This is a genomic window from Aquiluna sp. Uisw_065 (assembly GCF_047731275.1).
In the GTDB taxonomy this organism is placed as follows: Bacteria; Actinomycetota; Actinomycetes; order Actinomycetales; family Microbacteriaceae; genus Aquiluna.
In genome coordinates, this window is record NZ_CP159836.1 from 1,000,177 (window position 1) to 1,023,082 (window position 22,906).

20 protein-coding genes and 1 tRNA gene are annotated in these 22,906 nt (G+C 51.9%); 1 reads left to right on the forward strand and 20 read right to left on the reverse strand.

Features of this window, described 5'->3' with window-relative positions; translation table 11 throughout:
• Positions 1-40 precede the first annotated feature (40 nt).
• The 6 genes from ABXT50_RS05015 to hisS all read right to left on the reverse strand — a co-directional run bounded on the left by ABXT50_RS05015 (position 41) and on the right by hisS (position 6,239).
• Entirely contained in the window at positions 41-1,432 is a 1,392-nt protein-coding gene (locus tag ABXT50_RS05015; RefSeq protein ID WP_415273791.1) for an NAD(P)/FAD-dependent oxidoreductase, read from the reverse strand.
• Positions 1,433-1,446: 14 nt separating this feature from the next.
• Entirely contained in the window at positions 1,447-2,643 is a 1,197-nt protein-coding gene (locus tag ABXT50_RS05020; protein WP_415273792.1) for a S8 family peptidase, read from the reverse strand.
• Positions 2,634-3,110 carry a DUF501 domain-containing protein gene (locus tag ABXT50_RS05025; RefSeq protein WP_415274815.1) on the reverse strand — a complete coding sequence of 159 codons (477 nt, stop codon included), beginning with the start codon at positions 3,108-3,110 and terminating at the stop codon, positions 2,634-2,636. Before ABXT50_RS05025 ends, ABXT50_RS05020 begins: the two co-directional genes overlap by 10 nt.
• An 8-nt stretch (positions 3,111-3,118) precedes the next feature.
• The gene (locus ABXT50_RS05030) at positions 3,119-3,619 is read right to left on the reverse strand and encodes an FtsB family cell division protein (protein WP_415273793.1); all 501 of its coding nucleotides are present in this window, start codon (positions 3,617-3,619) and stop codon (positions 3,119-3,121) included.
• 50 nt (positions 3,620-3,669) lie between these two features.
• A complete protein-coding gene (eno, locus tag ABXT50_RS05035; RefSeq protein WP_415273794.1) occupies positions 3,670-4,956 on the reverse strand; it encodes a phosphopyruvate hydratase in 1,287 nt (428 codons plus the stop codon).
• An 80-nt stretch (positions 4,957-5,036) separates the two neighbouring features.
• Positions 5,037-6,239 (reverse strand): histidine--tRNA ligase, encoded by a 1,203-nt coding sequence (gene hisS / locus ABXT50_RS05040; protein ID WP_415273795.1) that lies wholly within the window; start codon positions 6,237-6,239, stop codon positions 5,037-5,039.
• Positions 6,240-6,341: 102 nt separating this feature from the next.
• Here hisS and ABXT50_RS05045 point away from each other — a divergent pair, with 102 nt between their 5' ends.
• Positions 6,342-6,926 (forward strand): TetR/AcrR family transcriptional regulator, encoded by a 585-nt coding sequence (locus ABXT50_RS05045; protein ID WP_415273796.1) that lies wholly within the window; start codon positions 6,342-6,344, stop codon positions 6,924-6,926.
• Here the strand turns inward: ABXT50_RS05045 and ABXT50_RS05050 are convergent.
• The 14 genes from ABXT50_RS05050 to rsmI form a co-directional block, all read right to left on the reverse strand.
• Complete coding sequence (locus ABXT50_RS05050; protein WP_415273797.1) at positions 6,919-7,617, reverse strand: MazG family protein; 699 nt, start codon at positions 7,615-7,617, stop codon at positions 6,919-6,921. The genes ABXT50_RS05045 and ABXT50_RS05050 overlap by 8 nt on opposite strands.
• Positions 7,592-11,098 (reverse strand): transcription-repair coupling factor, encoded by a 3,507-nt coding sequence (gene mfd, locus ABXT50_RS05055; RefSeq protein WP_415273798.1) that lies wholly within the window; start codon positions 11,096-11,098, stop codon positions 7,592-7,594. Before mfd ends, ABXT50_RS05050 begins: the two co-directional genes overlap by 26 nt.
• A 10-nt stretch (positions 11,099-11,108) precedes the next feature.
• Positions 11,109-11,639, reverse strand: a complete 531-nt coding sequence (pth, locus tag ABXT50_RS05060; protein WP_415273799.1) for an aminoacyl-tRNA hydrolase — start codon at positions 11,637-11,639, stop codon at positions 11,109-11,111.
• A 7-nt stretch (positions 11,640-11,646) separates the two neighbouring features.
• The gene (locus ABXT50_RS05065; protein WP_415273800.1) at positions 11,647-12,285 is read right to left on the reverse strand and encodes a 50S ribosomal protein L25/general stress protein Ctc; all 639 of its coding nucleotides are present in this window, start codon (positions 12,283-12,285) and stop codon (positions 11,647-11,649) included.
• 96 nt (positions 12,286-12,381) lie between these two features.
• Positions 12,382-13,587, reverse strand: coding sequence for an APC family permease (locus tag ABXT50_RS05070; protein ID WP_415273801.1), 1,206 nt, complete (start codon positions 13,585-13,587; stop codon positions 12,382-12,384).
• A 9-nt stretch (positions 13,588-13,596) separates the two neighbouring features.
• Positions 13,597-14,571, reverse strand: a complete 975-nt coding sequence (locus ABXT50_RS05075) for a ribose-phosphate diphosphokinase (protein WP_415273802.1) — start codon at positions 14,569-14,571, stop codon at positions 13,597-13,599.
• 2 nt (positions 14,572-14,573) lie between these two features.
• Entirely contained in the window at positions 14,574-15,986 is a 1,413-nt protein-coding gene (gene glmU, locus ABXT50_RS05080; RefSeq protein ID WP_415273803.1) for a bifunctional UDP-N-acetylglucosamine diphosphorylase/glucosamine-1-phosphate N-acetyltransferase GlmU, read from the reverse strand.
• 24 nt (positions 15,987-16,010) lie between these two features.
• Positions 16,011-16,082, reverse strand: a tRNA-Gln gene (locus tag ABXT50_RS05085).
• Positions 16,083-16,119: 37 nt separating this feature from the next.
• A complete protein-coding gene (locus ABXT50_RS05090; protein ID WP_415273804.1) occupies positions 16,120-17,904 on the reverse strand; it encodes an ABC-F family ATP-binding cassette domain-containing protein in 1,785 nt (594 codons plus the stop codon).
• Entirely contained in the window at positions 17,904-18,782 is an 879-nt protein-coding gene (locus ABXT50_RS05095; RefSeq protein ID WP_415273805.1) for a 4-(cytidine 5'-diphospho)-2-C-methyl-D-erythritol kinase, read from the reverse strand. Before ABXT50_RS05095 ends, ABXT50_RS05090 begins: the two co-directional genes overlap by 1 nt.
• A complete protein-coding gene (gene rsmA / locus ABXT50_RS05100; RefSeq protein WP_415273806.1) occupies positions 18,779-19,594 on the reverse strand; it encodes a 16S rRNA (adenine(1518)-N(6)/adenine(1519)-N(6))-dimethyltransferase RsmA in 816 nt (271 codons plus the stop codon). The genes ABXT50_RS05095 and rsmA overlap by 4 nt, the downstream gene beginning before the upstream one ends.
• A complete protein-coding gene (locus ABXT50_RS05105; RefSeq protein WP_415273807.1) occupies positions 19,594-20,490 on the reverse strand; it encodes a TatD family hydrolase in 897 nt (298 codons plus the stop codon). The genes rsmA and ABXT50_RS05105 overlap by 1 nt, the downstream gene beginning before the upstream one ends.
• Entirely contained in the window at positions 20,487-22,094 is a 1,608-nt protein-coding gene (gene metG / locus ABXT50_RS05110; RefSeq protein ID WP_415273808.1) for a methionine--tRNA ligase, read from the reverse strand. The genes ABXT50_RS05105 and metG overlap by 4 nt, the downstream gene beginning before the upstream one ends.
• The gene (gene rsmI / locus ABXT50_RS05115; RefSeq protein WP_415273809.1) at positions 22,072-22,890 is read right to left on the reverse strand and encodes a 16S rRNA (cytidine(1402)-2'-O)-methyltransferase; all 819 of its coding nucleotides are present in this window, start codon (positions 22,888-22,890) and stop codon (positions 22,072-22,074) included. Before rsmI ends, metG begins: the two co-directional genes overlap by 23 nt.
• Between the last annotated feature and the right edge of the window lie 16 nt (positions 22,891-22,906).

Consider the following 22,906-nt stretch of genomic DNA (forward strand, 5'->3'; position numbering starts at 1 on the left):
AAAATACCAAGGAGGTCTCCCAAGTTTTTTGTCCTAGAAATTACTTTCCAGTTTTGGCAGCCCAGGTTTGAAAAAATAATCGTGGGTTGCGCATTGCCTCGACACTTGAAAGGTCGCGGCCCAGGAAAATGTTCCAGAACCAGCCGGAGACAACGCGAATTTTGCGTTCCCAGGTTGGCATGGCTAGCCCATGGTAGCCGCGGTGCGCAATCCATGCCACAAAACCAGTTAGCCCAATTTTTCCAGACTGGAAAACACCAACTCCAATACCCAATCCGGCAACGGCCCCGAGGTTCTTGTGGTGATAATCGTGAGGCGCTTCTCCTCGAATGTCTCCGACGATGTTCTTGGCCAAAAGCTTTGCCTGCCTGACTGCATGCTGGGCGTTTGGAACACAGTAGCCTCCGACACCACCACCGGTCGTATCTGGAACAGCGGCTACATCCCCGGCGGTCCAAGCCCCTACAACAACTTTTTCACCATCGACAATTTGCAATCTAGTGTTAGCAGCAATTCGAAATCTGTCATCCAATGGGAAATCGGAGTTCTTAACAATCGGTGCGGCGGCAACGCCAGCGGTCCAGATAATCAAATCCGACTCCATCGACTCTCCAGTAGACAAGGTGACTAGACCCTTTTCAGCTGAGGAAAGCTGCGTGTTCAGGTGCACTTTCGCGTTGCGCTTTTCGAGGTTGGCTATCACCCAGAGCGAAGTTTTCAAGGAAACTTCGGGCATGATTCGTCCGGCTGCCTCGATCAAGTGAAATTCGATTTCCTCAAAATCAATCTGAGGGTAGTAGCGCACCAATGCGGTCGCCGCGCTGAGAAGTTCGGCGAAAGCTTCCACTCCAGCAAAGCCTCCCCCGACGACCACGGTTGTCAACAACCGACTTCGTGACTTGCTGTTTTTGGGCAGGGCTGCCGCACGTTCAAAGTTTCCGACCATGCGGTTGCGAATCTCAACGGCCTCTTCAACCGTCTTGATTCCAATTGCCTCTTCGGCAACGCCCTTGATCGGGAAGGTTCTGGTTACGGCACCAGCCGTCATGATTATTTGGTCATATTCCAAAACTCGGTTCTTGCCACCAGGAATCTTTACTGTTGCCTTTTTTAGCTTGTGGTTCACTTTGGTCATACTTCCGGCAATGAGTGTGGTCTTCCTCAAATGCTGACGGTGAGAGACGATAACGTGGCGCGGCTCAATTGAGCCCGCCGCCACCTCTGGCAAAAATGGCTGGTAAGTCATGTATGGGAGCGGATCGACAAGCGTTATTTCTGCTTCATTCTTTCCTAAGATTTTCTCGAGCTTCCAGGCAGTGTAGAAGCCGGCATAGCCGCCACCAATGATGAGTATTTGCTGCTTCGGCTTTGGATCAAATATTTTTTCGGCCACAGCATTAGGGGTCTTGGAGTTCAGTTTCGCAATAGTCATTATGTTTGCGCTGGTTACTTTCGTATTTTTCTACCCTGGCCCTCATTGCGTCTTTTGCGCAGTGCCAACCAGAGCAACGGTGCCGCGGGCGTTATCAATAAATAGAGTAGCGGGTTTAAGTACCAGGATGCTTGGGAAGCTTGTGATTGAAGAGAGTTTTGGGCTTCTGGCGCACCTAAAAAGCTCTCTGGCGCAATCGGGGTAACGAGATTGGAACCTTCAGGCTCAGCTGTTACGGATGCTCGATAAAGAGATGCCCAGTAACTCAGTGAGCCGAGTGGGTTTGTCGTTGCCCTCAATGCCGATGCGATGGCAGATGTCGGATCAACTAAGCCAAATCCGTAAACTTCATCGAACCCAGGCTCTCCTAAGTCTCGAGTGGTATTGATCAGTCGAAAAACTATATCATTTGCGCTAGCTTCAGGATCCTTTGCTCTCATAAGCGCAACAACGCCGCTCACTATCGGAGTGGCGGCCGAAGACCCTGACCAACCGGCAATTTGATTCTCCGGATAACTCCCAAAAAGACCGGCCCCAGGGGCAGCTAGTGTCACGTCGATACCGGTTGTTCCTGAGAGGCGGGTGGCCTCAAGGTCTCGATCTAGTCCGGTTACGGAAATAACCCCCGGAATTGTTGCTGGAGCCGCTGGACGGTAGTTGCCATCCGAGTCATTGCCGCTTGCGGCAATGACTACCACGTCATTTTCAAAGGCGTATAAAAACGCGGTGTCCCAACTTATTGGCCAAGAGCGCGAGTTACGACTAAGAGACAGATTTATAACATCCGCACCGGCGTCTACCGACCAAATAATTGCGGCCGCTATTTGAGCGTCAGTGTCACTAGATTCAACACCCAAGCCGACAGAAACCGAGAGCAATTTCGCACCGGGTGCTATTCCAATGATTCCTCCGCTTTTTAGTCCTTGGCCCGCAATTAGGGACGCCACCATCGTGCCGTGGTAACCGCTGGAGCCCACCGGCGTCGTTCCTTCAGGTGTACCTACCCTAGAAAAGTCCGCTCCGCCAATAACTGTCGATGTCAAATCAGGGTGGGTAACATCGATACCGGTGTCAATGACCGCTACGACTACCCCTTCTCCACCCAGAGGCTGACCGACCTTGTCCCCTAGCTCCAAAAGCCACCAGTGATCCGATGGAGCGAGGGTTGCACCCAGTATTGCAATTGCCGCTATCCCTGCAGCTAACTGCACTTGCAAACCTCAGGGGACCACTCAAGGGCCTCGAGGGCAGCGTCACCCATTGGGTTCACGCCCGGACCCTTCGCTAACGAATGCGCAACCAAGGCGTGAAGACACTTCACTCGCTCTGGCATACCTCCAGCTGAAAAATTAGCCAGCTCCTCAACCACTTCTAGCTCATCACGCTCGGCCAGATAGGACTCGTGCGCCAACAGATAAGCGGCTTGTAAATCCTCGCTTATCGCCATCTCCGATTGTAATTCAGCCATAAAACCCGATGCCTCTAGGGTTGAAATTGCGGCAGTAGCCGCGGGTTGCGTCAAGTAGTAAAGGGTTGGAAACGGCGTGCCATCGTCGAGCCTAGGCGAGGTCTTGACCACAAGTGGACGCTCGCAAACACAGCGGCAAGCTATCTCCAATATTCCCCTTGCCGGCCTGCCTAGCTGCCTGGAAACCTCATCAATATCTTTTGCAAGCACCAAACTTATTACTCCTCGACCGGAGTTTCCATTGCCGAGCGCAGCAAAGTCTCCATGAGTGAATCCACCCAATTAGCCTTCGCCGCTGAAACCTCAAGGCTTATCTCATCGGCATTCCGCTGCTGGGCAAGCAACGCTCCTAGGGTATTTGAAGTATCGGAAAAATCGAGACCTTCTGAGTCCATCACCAGGTACGACACTTCTCCTGGAAGCACGTAATAAAGCCTATCTCTGGCTTGTGAGCGAATATAAACGGGGTCCTGCCAGCGGTCCCGTTCTGCTTGCATGTCCACCACAGCGTCCTCAGCAAGCTGGATGCTCTGCTCCATCTCCACTATTTCTCGACGCTGGTTTAGGTAACTCTGGACGTCTGGGGAGATTAGATAAGTGCCAAGAATGATTACAAGGATCACGCTCACCGACACGCTATTCAGCCTCAGCATTCGCTGAAGAATTCTCCCCTGGCTCAATGCCACCGGGACCTTTGACTCGCGTGAATTTGTAGCCATAACTATTTGATAATACGAGCTATACCGACAGAAAACACGTTGCCCCGGGGCTAGTCGCGGTATCTAGGAAAGGCTGAGCGTCCTGCATATTTGGCCGACTCGGCTAATTCCTCTTCAATCCTTAGAAGCTGGTTGTACTTAGCAACTCGCTCTGATCTTGCCGGCGCACCGGTTTTTATCTGGCCGGCGTTGGTTGCAACGGCAAGATCTGCAATGTAGGTGTCCTCGGTCTCTCCGGAACGGTGAGAAATAATGGCGTTCATTCCGTGAGTCTGTGCGAGCCAGACGGCGTCCATTGTCTCGGTGAGAGTTCCGATCTGGTTAACCTTCACCAAAATCGCATTGCCCGCAGCCATATCAATTCCCTTTTGCAAGCGCGCTGGGTTTGTAACATACAAATCGTCCCCCACCAGCTGAACTTTTTCACCAAGTTCCTTGGTGATGCTCGCCCAGCCAGCCCAATCATCCTCGGCAAGAGGGTCCTCGATTGAGACCAAAGGGTAGTTCTCCAAAAGCTCCGCATAGTAAGCGACCATTTCGCCGGCTGTTTTCTTGGCACCCTCGAAGTTATAGCTGGAGGTTGCTTCATCGTAGAACTCAGTAGAGGCGACATCCAGAGCAAGTGCGATCTCCGTGCCGAGCTTGTAGCCGGCCAACTCGATCGCCTCTGAAATAAGATCCAAGGCCGCCCTATTGGTCGGAAGGTCAGGAGCAAAACCGCCCTCATCGCCCAAACCGGTTGCCAAACCTTTCTCGGCTAGCAACTTCTTGAGTGTGTGGTAAACCTCAGCGCCCCATCGCAGTGCCTCAGAGAATGACTCAGCACCTAGTGGGACAATCATGAATTCTTGTATGTCAACACCGTTATCCGCGTGAGCACCACCGTTGATTATGTTCATAAGTGGAACTGGCAAAACGTGGGCGTTTGAGCCTCCCAAGTAACGGTACAGAGGCATGTCAACTGACTCAGCTGCGGCTCTTGAGGTTGCTAGTGAGACACCCAAAATAGCGTTAGCGCCTAGCTTGGCTTTGTTTGCGGTTCCATCAATTCGCATCAACTCCAAATCAACTGCTCGCTGATCGGTGGCGTCGAAGTCTAAAAGTGCCTCATCTAGAGTCTCGACCACTGCCCTAACGGCATTCTGGACGCCCTTACCAAGGTAGCGATTTTTATCGCCGTCACGAGATTCGTGAGCCTCAAAGGCTCCGGTAGATGCGCCAGAAGGGACTGCGGCTCTGCCGAATGAATTGTCCGAAAGAAGTACTTCAACCTCAACCGTTGGGTTGCCTCGAGAGTCCAGGATTTCGCGGGCACCGATCGCAGTGATGATTGACAAGATGTCTCCTTAGCTGTGCGTGAATAGAAAAATGCTGCAGTTACGAAAGCGGCGCTGGTTTCAAAAAAGAGTTTAGTCAGTTAGTCGATCACGCGAATATCAAGGTCACTTGCACTGACAGTGCCGGAGTCGAGTTGAGCAAACTTTTCAAACCCTTGCTTGGTCAGCGAAGCCATTTGAACCTTGAAGTTCTTTTGTCGAAACTCGATTCGACATCTAAAGCCTTGAGCGATTAGTTCACTCTGAATGCTCAATGCTTGCCCAGTTATTGCCTCGGAATCGATCATCAGTACCAGGCTAGAGGTTTGTTCTTTCGGCAAACTCGCAAGCTCAATAATGCGCTCAATGCCGAGGGAAATACCGACTGCCGGAGCGTCGGTCCCGGACCATTTTCCGACCATGGTGTCATACCTACCTCCTCCGCCAATCGAAGAGGATGCAAGCGGGTGCTCTATTTCGAAAATTGCTCCGGTGTAGTAGCCCATTCCCCTAACAAGGCTTGCGTCGTAGCGAATCCTGGAGCCCAAAGATCCCATGGCATCAACAAGAGGCTGGAGTATTTCGGGGAACCGGCTCTGATCTAAGTTCGAGAGCCACTCAAAGCCTGCGTTCGCGACTGACTTCCCGAATTTTTCGCCCAGCTCCGCAATAACGCCATCAATGCCTAATTTGTCCAACTTGTCTATCGTGACCATGGCAGATAGCTGTTCGTTTTTGGGGACGCCAATCTTTGCAATGCTTTCGGTTAGAACTTCACGGTGGTTAATTCTGATAATCGCCTCATCGAGCCCCAGTTCTGCAAGCGCCACAAGGGAAGCCGACAGAAGTTCGGCCTCGGCCAAAATGCTTGAATCGCCGATAATATCGATGTCGCACTGGAGAAACTGTCGGTACCGACCCTTTTGAGGCCTTTCCGCCCGCCACACTGGACCAATTTGTATTGCCTTGAACACTCTTGGCAAGACGGCCTGGTTTGTTGCAAAATATCTGGTCAACGGAACCGTTAGGTCAAAGCGCAAGCCCAAATCGGCTAGGCCGGAACCAGAGCTGATTGCGGCGTCAAGGTCGTCACCGCGCTTTAGGACCTGGAAAACTAACTTCTCATTATCGCCGCCCTGGCCCGAGGTAAGCCTTGATAGATCCTCGAGTGCAGGCGTCTCTACTTCTTGAAAGCCTCTCGCCAGGTAGCCCTGGCGGACACTCGAAATCAGACGTTCCCGCAAGACCTTGTCTTCCGGAAGGATGTCGCGCATTCCGCGCGGGGGATTCACTTGATTAGCCACGTTGAAAGTCTGGCACAGACTGGTAATTATCTACTTCCCTAAACCGCGGCTATCTTGAAAATCTATCGGCTTCCCTAGCGTTGTCTTGATAATCTTGGGGCCATGCCAGAAGAAGCCAAGAAACTAGGACGAGGCCGTCCGGTAACTACAGATCCCAAAGCAGTTGGGCTCACAGCCCTTCGGCTGTTCAGCGAACACGGCATCGACCAAGTCACAATGGATCAGGTTGCGGAGGCTGCAGGAATTTCTCGTTCAAATCTTTTTAGAGTGTTCCCGTCGAAGGCCGCAGTGGTTTGGGGTGGGATGCATCTTTTCAGAGCGGAGCTAGAGAAGAACTTATTGAATGACTCGTCTTCTAGCGTGGTTAAGCTGCTGCATGGCTCCTGGGTTGAGACAATGCATCTGGCCGACAATTCTCTCGAAACCGTTCGACTCAGGCTAAAGCTGATTGGCTCTTCCCCCGAGGTTTACGGTTGGGGCCAGGGGCAACTGGATCTGGCAAGGCAGGTTTTGGAGGATGCAGTTTCCCGTTTAGGTGGAGAAAAGCTTCGAGCAAAAGCTGTCTCCGCCGCGATGCTATCGGCATCAGTGGCGATACTAATTTGGTGGGCTGAGACTGACGACCCGAGAACCCCCTCAGAAGTTCTAGATGCCGGCTTTAACGACTTCGAAGCACTTTTTAGCTAGTCGGAAAAGCAACGACACCCGCGTCAAAGTCCCCCTGTAATTCCGATGCTCGAATTTCGGCTTGCAATTCGCGATTCGCTTCTCGCAGTGCTCGCTCGGGGTCTAGTCCAACTGACCTAGCGCTAGCGACTATTGCGAGCAAGAGCTTGCCAAGCTGCTCCTCTGTTTCCATAGGGATTGTGGGTATTTCGCTTGTTTCTAAGATTCCAGCCTTTTCAGCCTTGCCCATGACTTTGCTTGCCAGGGCTAGAGCGGGCATTGCCTGAGGAACGCCGTCCAAAATACTGGTTCTACCTGGCTTCTCTAGTTTTTTATGAGATTCCCAGTTTTTGACTACATCTTCGCCAGTCTCAGCGAGGTATTTTTCCTTGTCCTCAGCCGTGCCAAACACGTGTGGATGGCGCGAGATCATTTTGTTTTCCATTTTTTGAGCCACATCCTCCAGATCAAAGGGCTCCCCGAGGCTCCCCTGACTTGCAAGATCAGCGTGAAATAGGACTTGGTAGAGCACGTCCCCTAATTCCTCAAGGATTTCATCTCTATTGCCAGACTCAATCGCTTCAATTAGTTCGTGAGTTTCCTCCAGTAGGTATTGCACCAGGGAGCCATGAGTTTGCTCGGCATCCCAAGGGCAACCGCCTGGAGCCCGAAGCTGGTGGGCGGTCTTAATTAAGCTCTGTAGCTTTTCCAAGAGACTCCTCAAATACAATCGCGAGTAATTGCCATAGCCAGTCAATCACCTCTGAGCTGGTAATTGGTTCCAAGCCCTGAGAAATCGGCATTGGAACACTCAGAAGCTTGGAGCTTTGAAGATAGCGAAGCTGAGGCAACTTATGACTCAGTGCCACCATCTTGGCATCGGAAAGCTCAACTGGAGACAGCTTCGCCTGGACACCGAGTAGGTTCACGTCTTTCAGCCCAAGCCGGTTCGCCTGCTGCCTCAGTTCGGTCACCTGCAGTAGCTGGATCACGGGCTCCGGCGCCTTGCCAAATCTATCTTCGAGCTCAGCCAGAATTGCGTCTAGATCCTTGCGGCTGCTTTTACTTGAGCTTGCCGCCGAAAGCTTGTGATAAGCCTCGAGTCGCAATCGCTCACTATCCAGATACTCCGGCGGAATGCGAGCATCGACTGGGATCTCTAACTTCAGTTCAGCAGGAGAACTGACTGGCTCCCCCCGAAACTCGCTTACGGCTTCTGAGATCATTCGGAGATAAAGATCGAATCCAACTCCAGCGATGTGACCGGACTGCTCTCCACCGAGCATGTTCCCCGCCCCTCGGATCTCTAGATCTTTCATGGCAATCTGCATCCCACTACCGAGTTCATTGTTCGTAGCGATTGTTGCAAGTCGATCGTGAGCCGTTTCACTCAGGGTTTTAGACGGATCGTAGAAAAAATACGCGTACGCGCGCTCCTTAGAGCGACCAACTCGCCCTCTAATTTGATGCAGCTGGCTCAAGCCAAAATTCTCAGCCCGATCGACAATCAAAGTATTGGCATTCGGAATGTCAATGCCAGTTTCAATAATTGTTGTCGAAACCAGTACGTCGTATTTGCCCTCCCAGAAATCAATGACCACTTGCTCGAGCGCGGCCTCAGGCATTTTGCCGTGAGCCATGGCGACCCTGGCCTCCGGAACTAGTTTCCGGATGTCCGCAGCAACTTTTTCAATGGTCGCGACGCGATTGTGGACGAAGAAAACCTGACCCTCACGGATCATCTCTCTTCTGATTGCGGCAGCCACTTGCTTCTCTGAATACCCGCCAACGAAAGTGAGAATAGGGTGCCTCTCCTCGGGGGCGGTGGCTAGAGTGGACATCTCGCGGATTCCCGTTACTGCCATCTCAAGGGTTCTTGGGATCGGAGTTGCGCTCATTGCCAAGACGTCGACATTGTGCTTGAGCTCCTTGAGCTTTTCCTTGTGCTCGACGCCGAAGCGTTGCTCCTCGTCGATGATTATTAGCCCTAGGTTTCGGAACTGGACCCCGCTAGACAAAAGTCGGTGAGTTCCAATAATTAGATCCGCTGCGCCGGAAGCTGTCTCGGCGAGAGTGGTTTTAATCTCCTTCGCACTTTGGAAGCGGGAAAGAGCTCGAATATTAACTGGAAATCCGCCGTAGCGCTCATTGAAAGTTTGCATGTGTTGACGAACCAGCAGAGTCGTTGGCACGAGCATGGCGACCTGCTTGCCGTCTTGAATTGCCTTGAACGCGGCTCGAATCGCCACTTCAGTCTTGCCGTAACCGACATCACCGGCCAGAAGGCGATCCATCGGGATGTCTTTCTCCATATCCCTTTTGACCTCATCGATTGTTGTCAGCTGGTCGGGGGTTTCTTGAAAAGGAAATGCTTCTTCTAGTTCTCGTTGCCATTCGGTATCCGGACCAAAGGCATACCCCTTCGATTTCATGCGAGCCGAATAGAGCTTCACCAGGTCAATAGCTATTTTCCGAACAGCTTTTCTGGCATTCCCCTTGGCTCTTGCCCAATCGGTGCCCCCCATCTTCGATAGAACCGGGGCTTCACCACCGGCATATCGCGATAGAAAATCCAACTGGTCGGTCGGCACAAACAAAGTGTCTTGCGGATAGCCACGTTTTGGAGAGGCATATTCAATAACTAGGTACTCCCTGACCTGGGAACGATTGTCGCGCTGTACTAGCTCCTTGAACCTGCCAATGCCGTGTATTTCATGAACGACATAATCACCCTGCTTCAAGGTCAACGGGTCAACCTGAGGTCCGCGACGCTTAGCAAGCTTGCGTGAATTAGAAGTCTGGTAACTCGATGCGACACCAAAAAACTCTGTTTCGGTAATCACAATAAGATTCTGATCTGCAACGAAGAACCCGTGAGGTAAATCGGCCACCACAACCATCACCGAACCGCTAGTTGGTTCTCTGACTATTTCGCTTAGAGACACAGGAATAGAGAGGCCCGATAGAACTTCCACTATCCGCTCGGCCGTGCCGTGGCCCTTGGCTGTAATAACAAGTTTTTGCGACTGCGCCAACTGATCAATAATCCAATCGGTGACAGCGCCCCCTGCTTGAAAGGTTGGAATCTCCCGTAGGCCAAGGTCAATGGAGTGATCTTGCGGTAGGGAGTTAATTTCGACGAGTCGGTTAGTTTTACGAATTGCATCCAACAACACAGTTAGTTCAAGAAAGCCGCCGGTCGATAAGTCAATCGGGGCACTGCCACCCGCGATTGCCGTGTCCCAAGCGGCGTGCAAAAACTCCTCGTTTGTGTCGGCTAAAGCCTTGGCCCTTGAACTAATCAACTCCGGGTCTAGCAGTACAAATGTCGCTGTTGGTAAATATTGCGTCAACGGTCCTAGCTTTTTGGCCAGCACTGGAGCCAGGGATTCCATTCCCGCAGCCGGAATACCCTCCGAGATTTTTGTAAGCATCTCGCTAAGCCCTGGAAATTCTGAAGCCATTTCCCGGGCCTTAGAAGCAACCGCCGGAGTAATTAGCATCTCTCTGGCCGGATAAAGTTCGATAGCTGAGAGAGATACTGCTATCGATCGCTGATCAGCGACTTGAAACTCACGAATATCTTCCAGCTCATCCCCAAAAAATTCAAGCCGAACGGCGTGCTCCGCGGTGGTTGGAAAAATATCCAAAATTCCACCCCTGATTGCGAATTCGCCTCGTCTGGTGACCATGTCAACGCGCTCGTAGGCAATCTCAATTAGCTTGAGAGCAAGTTCTGGCAGCAAGTAGTCCTTGCCCCTGGTCATTTCAAATGGTGGGTGGTCTTCCAAGCCCCCGATTACCGGTTGCAGGGCTGCCCTGATAGAGATCATGACGACCACTTTGTGCTTGGGATTATTAGCGGAAAACTGATTCATCCGGTGGAGAGCTTGGAGTCTCTTTCCGACCGTCTCTGCAGAAGGCGATAACCGCTCATGGGGCAATGTCTCCCAGGATGGAAAGTCAATAACTTCAATTTCATCGACCATCTGAACTAGTGCATCGGATATCTCCTGGGACTGCCTGGAGCTTGAAGTAATGATTGCGATCGGCTTGCTCGAAGACTGCACTAGAGCCGCCAACGCCAAGAAGTTGGATTTGGATGGAGCGTAAAAATGGTCGGTCTTTGACTTGGCAATCTGTGCCAGCGAGTGCGACAGAGCCGCCGCTTGAAGTAATGGGCCCAGGGTCACGGGCTCAAGTCTATTTGGAATCTGCTTGCAGAATCTCGAAAACGCAATCTGCTGCCAACTCGATCAGCACGGGGAGCTCTTTTTTCTGGGTAGTCGAAAAATCCTGCAATACGAAACTAGCCACTGGCATTGACCCTGGCGGGCGCCCAATCCCGAAACGAACTCGGTGATAGCCCGAACCGGATTTGGCGCTGATGTCCCTCAGGCCATTATGTCCGGCATGTCCGCCGTCAAACTTTTTCCGGATGACACCGAACTCGAAATCCAGTTCGTCGTGAATAGCAATTATTCTGTCAGTTGGGACCGAATAAAATTTTGCGACGGCAGCTACAGGCCCACCGGATAGGTTCATAAAACCTGTGCTCTTCACAAGCAACAAGCTATCGCCACTAGTTGTTTTAGCCTGCGCAACTAGAGCCACGGACTTGTGAGTCTTGAATACGGCCCCAAACCGGGAGGCCATGACCTCTAGAGCCTGCTGACCCACATTATGTCTGTTGGATTTATAGTCGGACCCGGGGTTACCGAGACCGACTATCAACCAAGTACTACTCTGCTGCTGCGTCGTCGGCTGTGGCTGCGGCTGCTGTTTCAGTGGCCTCGCCCTCAGCTGTAGCTTCTGTATTAGATTCTTCATCAGCCACTCCAGCTCTGGTCTCGACTACAGATGCAACTAGCTCAGTGCTCTCAAGCTCCATGATCACGCCTTGCGGCACGATTAAGTCGCTTACCAAGTAGTGGTGACCCGCAAGGTTATCTTTGGAAATGTGCAGCTCGATGAAGGAAGGAATGTGAGTTGCCTCAGCCTCCACCTTGACAGTCTTGTGCTCGAAATCTAGGACAGTTCCGCTCATTGTCTCGCCAATAATGTGAACTGGAATCTCAACGTGAACCTTCTCGCCTTTTTTGACCTCTACTAGGTCGACGTGCTCAATTACTTGAGTGAAGGGATCCTTTGACGCGCTCTTCACCAAAACCAGCTCCGACTTGCCAGCAATAGTCAGCTCCAGCAGAGCGTTTTTAACACGCAGCGCAAGAGCAACCTCGTGGGCCGGAAGATGAATGTGGCGGGTGTCATGGCCGTGACCATAGATAACAGCTGGGGTGCGGCCGGCAGCACGAAGTTTACGCGCTGCGCCTTTGCCGAATGATTCGCGGAATTCCGCAACAATTTTTACTTCAGACATCGTTTCCTCTTCAAATTACAGGCGAGGAAAGGGACCCCGTCGATTACGGATACTTTTTGTACCCCTCGCCGCTGAACTTCCCAAAGCTTAGCCGAGTTAGCGAAGCTTTACCAAGCCCCACCTTAGAAATAGCAACAAGGCCAAAACAGCTATCCCCACTATCAGTCCCTGCGCTGGCACGCTCAGTGCCAGAAGCAAGCAACTGGCAAGCCCGATGAGGTTTAGCCACTTCGGCCTTCCGCTTTCAGGCTTCGGTTGCCTGAAGGCCGCCAAATTGGCTATCGCGTAGTAGCTGAGCACCGCAAAAGATGACAGCCCGATGGTGAGAACGACACTTCCGGAAAGCACCAAAATGCCGACAAACAAAGCGATAACCACTTCTGCCACAATCGGAACTCCATTTTTTAGGCGGATGCGAAAAACCCTTGAGAGTTCGCCATCATCGGCCATTACAGCTGCCGTTCTTGTCATGCCTGCCAACAAGGCAAGTAATGACCCGAGTCCAGCCAATGCCGCGAAGATGGCTACAAAATTCGAGTTGAGATTCGGCAAACTGACAGCGGCTAGATCCGCTATCGGAGTTAACGACCCCTCCAAATTTCTCCCAAGTTTTTGCGGCAATAACATGCCGATGGCTAGATATATCGTCCCTACGATTGCCAGTGACCAAGCTATGGCCCTGGGGACCGACTTAACGGAATTCGCTACTTCGCCGGCCAAAGTTGCGACCCTGGCATATCCTGCGAAGGCAAAAAACACTATCGCCGCTGCACTCGGAATATTTAAGATTGAACCTGCTGCTAGAGGTGGACTTGCAGCGGGCGCAAATGACGCCGCTGTTATCAAGACAGCGAAAAATAACAAAGTAATGCCGGCTAATACTTTTGATCCAAGAGCGGTGCGATTAATCCCAGCAATGTTTATAAGCGTCATGATCAACACGGCACCGAGAGCGAAGGGAATAAGGTTTTCAGCTGACACATATTCGGCAACCACAAGTGCGATGGCCGCGCTGGACGCAATTTTGCCGACTAGGAAGCTAGCGCCCGCAAGAAAGCCCCAGGTTGGATTCAGGTAGTGGCGGGCGTAGGAGTAAGCTCCGCCGCTTTTCGGGACTTTAGCTGCAAGTTGTGAGATTGAGCCGGCGTTGAGATAGGCCACGAGCCCTGCCAACACAATAGCCAAGGGCATTAAGCTCCCGGTCAGGTCGGCAACCGGACCAAAGACAACGAAAACGCCAGCTCCGAGCATTGAGGCGACCCCGATGCTGACCGCATCAAAAGTTGTTAGGCGAGATGTCACAAACGGAATCTACGAGTGTCCGGGAAACAGTGAGTTAACAGAGTCGTCGTAGAAAACTGCCGCTATTGCCTTTGCGATTAGCGGAGCTATGGACAGCACGGTTAGCGTCTTGAATTCTTTGTCCGGCGTAACCGGAAGAGTGTTAGTGACCACGACTGAGTCAATTGCTTCATCGCTGAGGCGCTCTACAGCGGGCGGTGAGAAAACTGCGTGCGTGGCGGCAACAATAACGCGCGCGGCGCCCTTAGCTTTCAGTGCCTTGGCTGCGGCAATAATAGTGCCGCCCGTGTCAATCATGTCGTCAACCAACAGGCAATCCCGGCCAGCAACATCTCCAACGATTTCGTTGACTTCAACCTGATTTGGTTTATCTGGGTCACGACGCTTGTGGACAATCGCAAGGGGGGTGCCGAGGCGATCCGCCCAAATGTCAGCCACTCTCACGCGACCGGAGTCTGGTGAGACTATCGTCAAGTTATCGGTACCAAAAGTCTCCGCGATGTGGTCTGCAAGTAACGGAAGCGCCCAGAGGTGATCCACCGGGCCATTGAAAAAACCTTGAATCTGCGGAGCATGCAAGTCCACGGACATTAGGCGATCCGCGCCAGCGGTCGCGTAAAGATCAGTGACCAGTCTTGCCGAAATTGGCTCACGGCCTTTGTGCTTTTTGTCCTGTCGGGCGTAAGGGAAAAACGGTGCAACTACGGTTATGCGCTTGGCCGAAGCACGCTTCATTGCATCAACCATCAACAACTGCTCCATGAGCCAATGGTTTATAGGTGCAGGGTGGGCCTGAATGATGAAAGCGTCGACGCCGCGAACGCTTCTTTCGTATCGAACGAAAGTTTCACCGTTTGCAAAGTCGTAGGCCGTTACAGGAACTAGCTCGGTTTCTAGAATGTCGGCAACCTCTTGAGCCAGAGCCTGATGAGCTCTTCCCGATGCAATTACTAATTGCTTTCTGGCGGCTTTTTCGATTGCCATTTTTACTCCGTATCTAGATTTATTGCTCTCGCTGATTTTGACCCCGGTCGATTGGCTAACACCCAACCGGAAAGATTTTTCTGTGCCGCCGGGTTCAATGCTAACGCCCCAGACTCAACGTTCCGACGAATAGTGGAACCTGCGGCTGTGTACGCGCCATCTCCAATAGTCACCGGTGCGACAAAGGTGTTGCCGCTGCCCGTTTTGGCAAACGCACCAATTGTCGTGCGGTGCTTAGTTACTCCGTCGTAGTTGGCAAAAATAGTTCCGGCGCCAATGTTGGCACCCTCTCCTATTGAAGCATCACCCACGTAGCTGAGGTGAGGAACCTTAGCGCCCGGTCCGATAACGGAATTCTTAACCTCGACGAATGCGCCAATCTTTCCCTCGGCTCCCAAAACAGTTCCGGGTCGGATAAATGCAAATGGCCCCACGCTGGAGTTGTCCAAGATCTCGGATGATGAAACCTGCGATCTGGAAATAGTCGCGCCTTGACCAACCGAACTGTCAGTGATTGTCGTGTCAGGTCCGATAGTCGCCTTGGCTCCAATTTGAGTAAGCCCATGCAATCGGGTGCTTGGCAGCAACGTAGAGTCTGTTCCAAGTTGACAAGTCACGTCTATCCAGGTTGTAGCCGGCTCAGTTATGGTTACTCCGGCAAGCTGCCAAGCCTTGACAATTCTTGAGTTCAGCTCAGCCGCAACCTGAGAGAGCTGGTGACGATCGTTGATGCCGGCAACCAGCCAATGGTCATTTATCGGATGTGCAGAGGCAGATTGACCTTGCTCAAGCATGATTGAAACCACGTCGGTCAGGTATTTTTCGCCTTGAGCATTTTTTGTGGTGACATTCAAAAGGGCATTGTCCAAGTGGTCCCGGTCAAAAACATAAACTCCAGCGTTCACCTCGGTCAACAATAAATCTGACTCGCTGGCATCTTTTTGCTCGACGATTCCTATCAGGCTTTCTTGCGACCGCAGAATTCGACCGTAGCCGTTCGGGTTATCCAAAATCGTGCTTATCAGCGTGGCGGCGTTTGATGAGTCTCGGTGCATCTCAACTAATTCGGAAATGCTTGTTACATCCAGCAGCGGCACATCGCCGGACAAAACTAAAACCTCACCCTTGAAGCCTTTGGGTAGAGCAGCAAGTCCTGCTTCTACGGCGGCACCGGTGCCTGGGGTCGGACCTTGTTCGGTCACGATAGTTGAAGGAAAATGCTCAGTTATAAATTCAGAAACAAGATCTTTTTGATGCCCCAGAACAGTCACGACATGATCAGCCGTCAAAGCAAAGGCGGTGGAGAGCACGTGCCCGATCAGCGGTAACCCTGCAATCGAGTGGAGCACCTTGGGCAAGCTGGAGCGCATCCTGGTACCTTCACCAGCCGCGAGCACAATAACTGCTAACTGCACTTAGGTCCTCCTCAACTCCTCTAGCTCCGCCCCTAGGATTCGAACCTAGACCGGACGCCTCCAAAGAGCGCCGTGCTGCCGTTACACTAGGGCGGAATGAGACCTGAGTCTCGGGCACAAGTCTGCCAGAAGTTCAGCTCAGTTGCAGTTTTTGAGCCACATCCAACCAAAGCTCTTCAGATTTGGCAATTTTAGTTTCTAGTTCTTTTTGCCTAGATCCAAGAGCGACTAGCCCTTCGTAATCAGCTGGATCGTGGTCGCCTAGGGTTTTGTTTAGCTCATCGAGCTCAAGGTGAGACTTGGCAACTGCACGCTCCAGCCGCGCGAGTTCTTTTTCGAGATTGCGCTTTTCGGCTCCAGTGACTTGCGGGGTAGCAGAGGCTGATCCCGTTGATTTGGTTTCCGTTCCGGAAGATTTTCTGAGCTCCAAATATTGCTCAACACCTCGAGTTAGATGGCGCAGCTTGCCGTCTCCGAGCATCGCATACTGATTGTCAGTCGTGCGCTCAAGCAGATATCTGTCGTGGCTAACCACAATCAGAGTGCCCGGCCAGCTATCTAAAACATCCTCCATCGCCGCAAGCATGTCTGTATCCAAATCGTTTGTGGGCTCGTCCAATATCAATACATTTGGCTCGCTGAAAAGCAGTCTGAGCAATTGAAGTCTTCTTCGCTGCCCACCCGAGAGGTCTTTGATAGGGGTCTGGAGCTGCTGCTGGTCAAAGCCCAGTTGCTCCAATAGCTGGCCGGTGCCGACCTCTTTTTTGCCGACCATAAAGGTTGTCTTTTCACGGCGAATTAGATCAAAAATTCGCTCTTCCGAATGCTTATTTAGCTCGTGAACATCCTGCGAGAGTTTTGCGAATTTGACAGTCTTGCCAATTTTTATGCGGCCGGTTTCAGGCTGTAGCTCACCTGTAATCAGCCTCATTAGAGTTGTTTTTCCCACACCGTTTGCCCCGACCAAGCCAATTCGATCTCCTGGTCCAAGCCGAAGCGTCATGTCATCTACGATTACCAAGTCACCTGGGGTGCTGTAGCTCACGTCTTCCATGTCAACTACGTCCTTGCCGAGACGAGTGGTTGCTAGTTTGGCTAGCTCAACACTGTTTCTCGGAGGGGGCTCGTTGCCAATAAGAGCAAGAGCCGCATCAATTCTAAATTTTGGCTTGGCCGTTCTAGCTGGGGCGCCACGGCCAAGCCAGGCAAGCTCTTTGCGAAGCAGGTTTTGCCTTCTGGACTCAATCGCATCGGCCTGTCTCGATCGCTCTGCTCGCTGCTGCACGTAAGCCGCGTAGCCGCCTTCGAATGGCTCAATGCGGCCTCCGTAGACTTCCCAGGTCAAGTTGCATACCGCATCCAAAAACCACCGGTCGTGAGTGATTACAGCCAAGCCGCCGACGTTTTTCGGCCAGCGGGTTTGAAGATGATTTGCAAGCCAAGCCACGCCATCTACATCGAGGTGGTTTGTTGGCTCGTCAAGAAAAACAACGTCGTACTCACCGGCCAACAGAGCCGCTAACGCTACCCTTCGACGCTGCCCACCCGATAGCGTGCCGACCTTTTGGTGCCAATCGAGATCTGCCACCAGACCCGACAGTACGTCCCTAATCTTTGGGTCTGATGCCCATTCAAACTCTGGCCGGTCCCCCACTACTGCTTCGGCAATGGAAATATCGTCATCAATTACATCCACCTGGGTTAGGAAACCAATCCGCAAACCACCCCGCCATGTCACGCGCCCAGTATCGGGAGCAAACTGCTTGGTGAGAATTTTCACAAGCGTCGATTTTCCGTCACCGTTGCGACCAACAATGCCTATTCGATCGCCATCATTTATACCGACCGTTACCCCGGAAAAGACTTCCTTAGTAGGAAACTCATGGGTGATGACTTCGGCGCCCATTAGGTGTGCCATTAGTTCACAAGCTCCGCACTGCCGTTAGACGTTTTACAGACCATCGCACTAAATCCATTGGCAACAAATGCCCGATGCCAAGAATCGACTTCTTGAGAGTCCTTAGAAAGCATAAACAAAGTTGGACCAGAACCGGACACGAAAGCTTTTTTGCCCGGAATCATTTGAGCCATACCAAACAAATCTGGTCGAAGTGAATAGGCCGCCACCTCAAGAGAGTTATCGCCGAGAACCCTCCCTAAGCCTGACTCATATTGGGACATAACCTGCTCAGGTGTCTTAGTTAGATTTCCGTCCGGACAAAGTCGGTCGAACTCTCTGAAAACGTCGACAGTCGAAAGCCCTGGAGTGCTGAAGATTAGCAGCACAAACTGCAGACCCAAAGGCGGAAGCGGACGCAACTCTATGCCGGTATCAAGACCGAGTGCAGTTCCCCCGAGAAGCGCGAATGGAACATCCGCCCCGATTTTGGCGGCTACCTTAGTGAGCTCGGCCGAACTCAAATCAAGACCCCAGGCTCGGTTTAGTGCAACGAGGCTGGCTGCGGCATCCGCTGAACCACCAGCCATTCCAGCTGCTGGAGGCACGTGCTTTTCAATAACAAACCTCATTGGTTGAGGCTTTTCAATTCCGACATGCTTAGCCAGCTCAAGCGCAGCCTTGATTACAAGGTTTGAACTGTCTATTGGAATGCGCTCAGCTTCGGCTAGATCAACTCCGATTAGTTCCACCTCCCAGTCGTTGGCACTTTCGACGCTGACCTTTTCAAAAAGGTCCAGGGCTTGGTAGATGCTGATGACGTTGTGGTATCCATCCGGGCGAACTGGTCCCGATAGAAAAGCCAGATTAATTTTTGCCGGTGCTAGCGCGCTGATCATTTAGCCTCCGCGATCGAAATGAACTGATCAATCAGCAACTGTTCGCCTCTGAACTTGGGGTCTATACCGGCTCTGATAAGTATCTCCTCGGCGGCCGATGGTGACCCCGCCCAGCTAGACAGAGACTGCCTCAGGGTTTTTCTTCGCTGGCCAAAAGCGGCATCAATAACCGCAAAGACGGCTTTTCTATTTGCAGTCCTGGTCACATTATGCTGAAAATACACCAGCGCGGAATCAACATTTGGCGCTGGCCAAAATACATTTCTGCCAATGTTTCCCGCCAACCTTGCGGGCCCGTACCATGACATTTTTAGGCTTGGGGAACCGTAATCCTTTGTTCCGGGAGACGCTGCTAATCGATGAGCAACCTCGGCCTGGACCATCACTAATCCCTTTTTTAGAGTCGGGAACGTTGCTAGAAAATGCAGTAGCACCGGCACAGAAATGTTGTAGGGAAGATTCGCGACCAATGCAGTTGGGGCTTTCGGTAATTCCCGAATCTGAAGTGCATCGGCAATCACTAGCTCCACGGTCTTTCCCGGCGCATGCAACGAAATTGTCAGAGGCAGTTGCTTGGCAAGCTTCGGGTCGATCTCAACCGCTATGACACTTTCGGTCTTTTCCAATAACCCCAAAGTGAGAGAACCGAGACCGGGTCCGATTTCCACAACCACGTCCTCAGGCACCAGACCGGCTGCTGCAACTATGCGATTGATAGTGTTTGGGTCGATCACGAAGTTCTGTCCAAGTTTTTTTGTTGGTTTGATCTCCAGAGTCCCCGCTAACTGGCGAATCTCCTTAGCCCCGAGCACTAGCTCAACCCTTCCGACCAAGAACCGTACACATTTTCAGTGTTCTTGTTCAACTGAATAGCCAGGTCATTGTGACTCCACTCCATAAGTGCTGCGATAAACCTGAGCGTGTGCGGAACCAAATAGGGCGCATTCGGTCTTCCGCGAAGGGGCTCGGGAGTCAAAAATGGCGCATCGGTTTCTATTAGAAGCTGACCGGGGTTGACCGCCAGCAGTGAGTCTCGTAGGTGTTGGTTCTTCTTGAAAGTCACGTTGCCAGAAAAAGATAAGAACCAGCCGTTTTCCTTGCAGATCTGGGCCAGCTCCAAATCCCCGGAGTAACAATGAAACACAGTTCGCTCGGGCGCGCCCATCCTCAGCAAGGTTGCAACAACATCGGCGTGGGCATCGCGATCATGAATCTGAAGCGCCAAATCGAATTCCTTGGCGATTGCAATGTGCTGCTCAAACGAGTGCTGCTGCATCGAAAGAGCTTCCTCGCCCTCGGTGCGAAAATAATCGAGCCCTGTTTCGCCCACAGCTCTGACTCGCGGGAGCCTTGCAAGGTCAGCAATTTCCGAAATTGCAACATCAAGTTCTTTGAGTGACCCATAAAGCGGAGCCTCGTTGGGGTGAATTGCAACCGCAGCAAGTAGCATCGGCTCTCGGTCTGCTAGTTCGGCAGAATACTTTGAGCTTTCCACAGTCACTCCAACCTGGACAGCTCCCAACATGTTGACTTGACGCATCATTTCAAGATGCTCAACCACGCTAAGCGGCTCATCTCCGTCAGCTATTTCCAAGTGCGTGTGGTTATCATAGGTACCGACTTCAAGCGGTTCAGGTAGCGGTGGGTAGAGACGCTTCGATTTCTCGCTGCCGTCATAACTGTTGCGAGTTCTCGCAAACTCGCTCATGCGCTCTCTTCTACCCTTGGGAAGAGGGCTTCCAATTCACCCAACTTCACACCGGGCTGCAATAACCCCCAGGTTTCGCAAGATGACAGCGGCTGATCCGCAAGCGCACCAAGTGAGCTACCAATCGAATCCCAGAGCCTGCCCGTGGCTTTCGGCATCACTGGGTAAAGCAACACGGCCAGACAGCGAAGCCCCTCTACCGCCGTGTACAACACAGTCGAGAGACGCTCGTTCTTAGCCGGGTCCTTGGCTAACACCCAGGGTTCTTGCGTCGTGATATAGCTATTGAGCTCATCAACAAGTGTCCAAATTTTCGCTATTGCCTCGTGCGGTGCAATCTGCGCAATTGCAAGATCAGCTTCGCGAGTTGCGGTTGCGGCAATGTTCGACACGCGTTTGTCGGCATCGGTAAATTCTCCGGGGGCCTGGATAACTCCGTCATAGTAGCGATTCACCATCGCCACTGTCCTGGAGGCTAAGTTGCCAAATCCATTTGCCAATTCAGAATGATATCTGGCTGAAAGGTCCTCCCAGCTAAACGAACCGTCAGAACCGAAACCAATTGCCTTCATGAAGTAATACCTAAAAGCATCGGAGCCGAAAATATCAGTTATCTGATTCGGGGAGATTCCAGTCAATTTGGACTTGGACATCTTTTCGCCGCCGACTAGCAACCAGCCGTGACCAAAAACTTGACGAGGTGGTTCAAGCTCCGCCGCCATGAGCATCGCCGGCCAAATCACGGCGTGAAAACGCAGAATATCCTTGCCGACGACCTGAACATCGGCTGGCCAAAGCGACTTGAGTTTTTCTTCGTCGCTGCCATAACCAATTGCGGTGATGTAATTCAAAAGTGCGTCAAACCAAACATAGGTGATGTGCTCGGAGTCCCAGGGAATATCAATTCCCCAGTCAAATCGTTCCTTAGACCTAGAAATTGAAAGGTCGCTCAGACCCGATTTCACGAACGAAACAACCTCGTTTCTGGCAGACGCTGGCTGAATAAAGGTGGGGTTTTGCTCGTAGTGATCCAAAAGTTTTTCTTGGAACTGGCTCAGCTTGAAAAAGTAATTCGTTTCATTGAGCTGCTCCACTGGCTTCGAATGGATCGCACAAACTCGTTGACCAGCAAATGTGTCGGCTCCGTCAATGAGATCACCGTCGTTTTTGTACTCTTCACAGCCGACGCAATAATTTCCCTCAAAAGAACCCTGATAAATGTAATCGTCGTCGAAAAGCTTTTGTAAAAACTTTTGAACCGCTACCTCGTGCCTTGGCTCGGTTGTTCTAATGAAATCTTGGTTGTCAATATCGATGGTCTTCAGAAGCGGAAGCCAGGATTCGGTTACCAGCTTGTCGGTCCAGCTCTTCGGATCCGTTTGATTTCCAAGGGCCGTTCGCAAAACCTTTTCACCGTGCTCGTCGGTTCCAGTAAGCAAAAAAGTTTCCTCACCGCGCTGACGATGCCATCTGGCCAGAACATCACAGGCCACCTCGGTGTAGGCATGGCCGATGTGCGGGGCATCGTTGACGTAGAAGATGGGCGTAGTTACGTAAAAAGACTTGGACACTGTAGATATCTTAGGCTTTAGCCTGCAGTGCATGCTGATAGATGGCAGTCTTCGAGGCCCCGAATTTATCAGCGAGTTCTGTGCTGGCCTGTTTTAGGCCCATCCCTGACTCGGCCAACAACAAGGCCTTCCGGCCCAATTCTTCGTAATCAAGCTGTTCATCGCCAGCACCTGAAACCACAAGTACCATTTCGCCCTTTGGTATTTTTTCTGCCCAGTCGACAAGGTTTTGAAGGCTTCCTCTCTTTGTTTCCTCAAATTTCTTCGTCAGTTCTCGTGAAACGCTGGCTAAGCGATCAGCACCGAATACCTTGCGGGCATCCTTGAGGCTCTCCAGAATGCGGTGGGGAGCTTCAAAAAACACCATGGTTCGCTTCTCCGTAATCAATGACTCAAAAACTCGAACTCGCTCGCCGGATTTTCTCGGCAAAAAGCCTTCGAAGCTAAACCGGTCAGTAGGTAAGCCCGAAACCGCGAGCGCCGAAACTACAGCCGATGGTCCGGGAACAATTTGAATCTCCACTCCGGCATCCGCGCAGGCCCTAACCAGCAAAAAGCCGGGGTCAGAGATTGTTGGCATGCCGGCATCACTCACCAAGACAACTGTTTCTTCTTTGGCAAGCTCGACTAGTTCAACGATGCGATCGCGCTCATTGTGTTCGTGCAGGCTGAAGAGCTTGGCGTTTAGGGTGATGCCCAGACCTCGACACAGTCGCTTTAGCTCTCTGGTGTCCTCGGCCGCGATGAAACTGGCGTCAATAAGAGTTTTTTCCAAGCGCTTGGATGCATCGGAAAGATTTCCGATTGGAGTGGCCGCGAGTATCAACACGCTAAGCAAACTAGCA

Bases quoted from the DNA above. Each gene is read 5' to 3' on its own strand.
- ABXT50_RS05015 (WP_415273791.1), bottom strand. From the start codon at position 1,432: ATGACTATTGCGAAACTGAACTCCAAGACCCCTAATGCTGTGGCCGAA.
- ABXT50_RS05030 (WP_415273793.1), bottom strand. From the start codon at position 3,619: ATGGCTACAAATTCACGCGAGTCAAAGGTCCCGGTGGCATTGAGCCAG.
- ABXT50_RS05045 (WP_415273796.1), top strand. From the start codon at position 6,342: ATGCCAGAAGAAGCCAAGAAACTAGGACGAGGCCGTCCGGTAACTACA.
- ABXT50_RS05065 (WP_415273800.1), bottom strand. From the start codon at position 12,285: ATGTCTGAAGTAAAAATTGTTGCGGAATTCCGCGAATCATTCGGCAAA.
- ABXT50_RS05075 (WP_415273802.1), bottom strand. From the start codon at position 14,571: ATGGCAATCGAAAAAGCCGCCAGAAAGCAATTAGTAATTGCATCGGGA.
- ABXT50_RS05090 (WP_415273804.1), bottom strand. From the start codon at position 17,904: ATGGCACACCTAATGGGCGCCGAAGTCATCACCCATGAGTTTCCTACT.
- ABXT50_RS05095 (WP_415273805.1), bottom strand. From the start codon at position 18,782: ATGATCAGCGCGCTAGCACCGGCAAAAATTAATCTGGCTTTTCTATCG.
- ABXT50_RS05105 (WP_415273807.1), bottom strand. From the start codon at position 20,490: ATGAGCGAGTTTGCGAGAACTCGCAACAGTTATGACGGCAGCGAGAAA.
- metG (WP_415273808.1), bottom strand. From the start codon at position 22,094: ATGCACTGCAGGCTAAAGCCTAAGATATCTACAGTGTCCAAGTCTTTT.